Raw genomic sequence first — 4694 nt, 5'->3', positions numbered from 1 at the left:
AGGTCAGCGCCCTTTCGTTTCACGTCACCTTGTCTCAAATGCGACCCGCTCGCTGCCCGTCCTCAACCTGCGACGTTAGTCATTGGGGACGTTCTTAAACGACTGGTCAAAGGGGACACTCTTGATGCACTTGGCACTTGGGGACGTTCCTCATGTGCCGGCAGTTTGGGACGCTCCTTGCGTCAAGACGCTGGCGCGCGTCAACCTGTTCTCATTGCAGCAAAAAATCGCCCCGTTCTCGGTTGAGGACGGGGCGATTCGTCTTTTGGGCTTATGCGGCCAGTCTTATGCGAAACGGGCGACGAGCTCCTGGAGCACGTCGGTCATCTTGACGAGCGAACTGACCGGGACGAACTCGTTGACGCCGTGGTAGCAATAGCCGCCGGTGGAAAGGTTGGGGCAGGGCAGACCGCGGAACGACAGCTGGGCGCCGTCGGTGCCGCCACGAATTGGCAGCACTTGGGGCTCAACGCCGCAGGCAAGGTAGGCTTCCTTGGCAACATCAATAAGCTCGGGATAGTCACGAACGATCTCGGCCATATTTCGATACTGCTGCTTAATCTCGACCGTCACGCGCTCCTCACCCAGACGCTGGTTGAGCATCGAGGCAGCGGCATCAATAAGGTCGAGTTTCTGCTGGAACTTGGCGGCGTCATGGTCGCGGACGATATAGCGCGCTGTGGCGTGATCGACGGTCGCAGATACACCCTCAAGGTGATAAAAGCCCTCGTAGCCTTCCGTATACTCCGGGCGCTGCACGTAGGGGAGCAATGCGTTGAAGTCGCAGAACAGATTGCCTGCGTTGACCATACGGCCTTTGGCGTCGCCCGGGTGGATGGACTGGCCCTCAAAGCGGACGGTCACCTCGGCGGCATTGAAGCACTCCCACTCCAGCTCGCCGATGGGGCCGCCGTCGACCGTGTAGGCGTACTTGCAGCCAAAGGTATCGATATCCAACAGCTCGGCTCCGTGGCCGATCTCCTCGTCAGGGCAGAAGCAAATGCCGAGTGCGGGATGGGGCAGAGAAGGGTCCTGAGCGATACGCGCGACAAGCGACATGATCTCGGCGACGCCTGCCTTGTCGTCCGCGCCCAGCAGCGTGGTGCCATCGCTGCAGACCAGGTCCTCACCTGCGAGGTCGTTCAGGGCGGGAAGCTTGGCGGTACTCATGGCAACGGGCTTACCGTCAACCGTGCCGCAGACCAGGTCGCCGCCTTCGTAGTGTACGATGTGCGGTTTCACGCCGGCACCCGGTGCAACTTCGGTGGTGTCGAGATGGGCGATCAGGCCCAGGGCGGGCTTGTCCTCAGCGCCCGCACTTGCGGGGATATGCGCGCAGACATAGGCGTGCTCGGTCACGTGGGCATCTTCCGCACCAAGCTCGCGCAGCTCTTCAGCCAGCACGTTGGCAAGGTCAAACTGAACGGCGCTCGAGGGTACCTGGTCGCAGTTTGCATCCTCGGACTGCGTGTTGATCTGGACGTAGCGCAAAAAGCGCTCGAGGACATCGGGGTTCGTGGTGGTGTTTTCCATAAAGACCGCTCCAATCTTGGTCGTCGTGTGCAACAAGAACTCTAGCACGGTATGCCACGGCATACCGCGACGCTTGGATGGGGTAGAATCAGCCATTGAATGCAGAAGGGACGGAAGATCATGGATACGACAAATAGCTCGCGCGAACTACATCTGACGGTGGCGAACGAAGACTACTTGGAGTGCATGGTTCGCATTGAAAGCGAAGAGGGGGAAACCAACGGCGTTCGATCGGTCGACATCGCGCAGCGCCTTGGCGTCTCCAAGGCATCGGTCAATAAAGCGGTTTCGGCTCTCAAGGCATCCGAGCTTGTCGAGCAATCGCACTACGGCAAGGTGATCCTGACCGATCGCGGCCGCGAGGTTGGCACGGCTATCTGGTACCGTCATCGCCTCATCCGCACGTTTTTGGTTCAGGAGCTCGGTGTCGAATTTGAGCGAGCCGATTCCGAGGCCTGCATGATGGAGCATGCGCTATCCGAGGACACGATGAGCCGCTGGCTCGCCTATCTCGAAAAGCAGGGAATCAGCGTCGAGGAATAGCGGGATATATATGGATACGAGTTATTACAACCGCTTTGGTGCCGAGGAACTTACGCGCCGCTTGTCGAGCGAGACCTTGTTGGCGCAGGGCCCCATGGGCAGTGTTTTGTTGAGTGAGTACGATGCCGCCGACATTCCACCGGCGTTTTGGAATCTGGCAGAGCCGCAGACCGTTTCTCGTATCCATCGCTTGTATGTCGCCGCCGGCGCGCAGGTGCTCATTACCAATACCTTTCAGGCATCGAGCTATGCCCTCAAGCACGACCAGATTGCGCCGTCCGTGGCGGAGGTCAATCGCGGGGCCGTCGACGATGCCCGCCAGGCGCACCCTCAGCTACTGCTGGGCTCGATGGGCCCGATCGGTATTGAGTGGTTTGCCGAGGACTCTGTCGAGTATCGTGAAATCCGCGGCATTGCGCGTGAACAGGCGCACGCCTTGCTCAATGCTGGTGTTGACGGTCTGCTGATCGAGACGGTGACGTCTATCCGTAATCTGCAGCCCATGCTTGCCGGCGCCCGAGATGCCGCCGACGGCATGCCTGTTCTGGTGAGTTTTGTCGTTGACGATAAAGGCGACCTGCTGGGCGATGGCCTCAACATCGAGGCAGCCGTTTTGTACGCCGAAAAACACGGCGCAAACTCGGTTGGTGTTAATTGCTGTTCGCTTGCGGCCGCGAATGCGGCGGTGCCCAGGATGGTTGCATCGGCGACTACTCCCGTTACGGTGCGTCCCAACGTAGGCGATCCGGTCCAGACTCAGGATGGCCCCGTATGGCACGAGAATCCCGAAGCTTTCGCGCGCGCATGCATCGAATGGAGACATGCCGGCGCCGCAATGGTGGGCAGTTGCTGTGGAACCACGGCAATCACTACGGCAGCGATGGCCGAGGCGCTCGATATATAAAGGGCAAAACCGCTCCATACGGGGCGGTTTTTTTATTGCTTGCATGTCCTCGGCAGCATTTGCCCAAATGGTGAATGCTGGTGCCGGCAGGTTGCTGAGTGCGTGTTGCGGGTATACCTCACGCGTACCATGATCCAAACACTGTGAGGTGTCTGCGCGTGTGCGCGATAATTCATTTTGGAACTGACGGTTGGCGCGCTCGCGTCGATGAGGACTTCACTGCCGATAACGTTGCCCGTATCGCCGATGCCGTCGGCGAGTTGTGGCAAAAGACCAATCCGGGCAAAACGGTATATATAGGGCTCGACACCCGGCCCCTGGCGAGCGAGTTCGCTGAGCTTGCGGCGGGCGTGCTAGCAGCGCACGGGCTGGACGCCGTGCTCGCTTCGCGACCTGTTCCGACCCCTGCCCTTACGTGGGCGGCGGCTTATGACGGTGGGGCGTGCGGCGCGCTCATGGTGACGGGGTCCCATCATCCGCAGGGTTATCTGTGCCTCAAGATTCGCATGGGTGACGGCTCGACCGCCAACCAGGATGTCATCGAAGAGCTCGAAGAGACCATGGCTCCCGAGCCAATGGGGATCGAGGGGCAATATCGCACCGCGGATATCATTCCTGACTATATGCAGGCGGTGGCATCGTTTGTCGATGCCGAAGCCATCCGCGGCGCGCACCTGCGCGTGGTTGTCGATCCCATGGGCGGCGCAGCCCAGGGTTATCTAGCCGACTTGCTGCGCGAGCTTGGCGTTGAGGTGCACGAGATTCACGCCGGGCAGGCGTCTGACCAAGAAGATATCTGCCCCGACCCCGTTGAGCCTTGGGTGGACGCTTGCGAGCGCACGGTTATCGATGACGGAGCTTGCGCTGGTCTGGTGACCGACGGCGACGCCGACCGTATCGGTGCGGTTGACGAGCGCGGCAGATATATACATCCGCATCAGATCATGGCGCTCGTTTTGGGCGACTTGGTTCAATTTCGTAATTTGGAGGGGCGCGTCGTCGTCAATCTTTCATGCTCGACGCTCGTGCGTCGCATTGCCGAGGCGCTTGGCTGCCGCGTGACCGTCAAACCAGTCGGTTTCAAATATATAGCGGCGGAGATGAAGAAGGGCGGCGTCCTCATAGGCGGTGAAGAAGCCGGTGGTATCGGCATCGCCGCGCATATGCCCGAGCGCGATGGAATCCTCGCCTGTCTGATTCTGTGTGAGCTTATGGCTAAGACGGACGCGCCTTTGGGCGTTCTGGTCGACCAACTCGAGGACAGTTTTGGTAAGACGAGTTACGGTCGACGGGATTTGCGCCTTGAGGCCGAAGATGCCGAAACGTTACGAACCCTGCTGCCGGGCGTAAACCCCAAGTCGATTTGTGGCAAGGTGCCGCAAAACGTTAGTCATATGGATGGCTTGCGTTTGGCATTCGAGGATGACACGTGGCTGCTGGTTCGTCCTAGCGGGACCGAACCAGTGGTGCGCGTCTACGCCGAGGGGTTCTCGGTGGAAGAACGTGATGAGTTGCTCGATGCTGGCTGTGCTTTAGCTAGGGGGACGTATCCGCTTTAACCATGAGACTGCCTTATATAAAGAGATGCTCGGCGAGCGGTAGGTAACGGCTGGCAAACGTTAGTCGGATCCCAAGATGTGTAGGAAATGTGTACGCCCAGATTCCCGCCCCCGGGGCCCCTCCGGTCTGGCAATATATCTCCTTGCCGCGCGGC

Annotated in this window: 4 protein-coding genes; 3 read left to right on the top strand and 1 reads right to left on the bottom strand. The window is 59.6% G+C overall.

Translation table 11 applies throughout. The features are described 5' to 3' along the window. Positions 1-285 precede the first annotated feature (285 nt). Entirely contained in the window at positions 286-1533 is a 1248-nt protein-coding gene (pepT, locus tag I2D41_RS09770; RefSeq protein WP_195364360.1) for a peptidase T, read from the bottom strand. 120 nt (positions 1534-1653) lie between these two features. Between pepT and I2D41_RS09765 the strand changes: the two genes are divergently transcribed. The 3 genes from I2D41_RS09765 (at position 1654) to I2D41_RS09755 (ending at position 4539) form a co-directional block, all read left to right on the top strand. After that, positions 1654-2076: a metal-dependent transcriptional regulator gene (locus tag I2D41_RS09765; protein ID WP_040359600.1), complete on the top strand. Its 423-nt coding sequence runs from the start codon at positions 1654-1656 to the stop codon at positions 2074-2076. 10 nt (positions 2077-2086) lie between these two features. After that, positions 2087-2980: a homocysteine S-methyltransferase family protein gene (locus tag I2D41_RS09760; RefSeq protein ID WP_006235725.1), complete on the top strand. Its 894-nt coding sequence runs from the start codon at positions 2087-2089 to the stop codon at positions 2978-2980. Positions 2981-3138: 158 nt separating this feature from the next. Continuing rightward, entirely contained in the window at positions 3139-4539 is a 1401-nt protein-coding gene (locus I2D41_RS09755; RefSeq protein WP_195364359.1) for a phosphoglucomutase/phosphomannomutase family protein, read from the top strand. The last annotated feature ends 155 nt before the right edge of the window (positions 4540-4694 follow it).

The sequence above is a fragment of the Collinsella aerofaciens genome, from assembly GCF_015552075.1.
GTDB classification, from domain to species: Bacteria; Actinomycetota; Coriobacteriia; order Coriobacteriales; family Coriobacteriaceae; genus Collinsella; species Collinsella aerofaciens_Y.
This window is presented reverse-complemented; position numbering and strand designations above follow the sequence as displayed.

What these genes read in the sequence shown, in the direction of transcription:
- I2D41_RS09760 (WP_006235725.1), top strand. Translation starts at nt 2,087, where the DNA reads ATGGATACGAGTTATTACAACCGCTTTGGTGCCGAGGAACTTACGCGC.
- pepT (WP_195364360.1), bottom strand. Translation starts at nt 1,533, where the DNA reads ATGGAAAACACCACCACGAACCCCGATGTCCTCGAGCGCTTTTTGCGC.
- I2D41_RS09765 (WP_040359600.1), top strand. Translation starts at nt 1,654, where the DNA reads ATGGATACGACAAATAGCTCGCGCGAACTACATCTGACGGTGGCGAAC.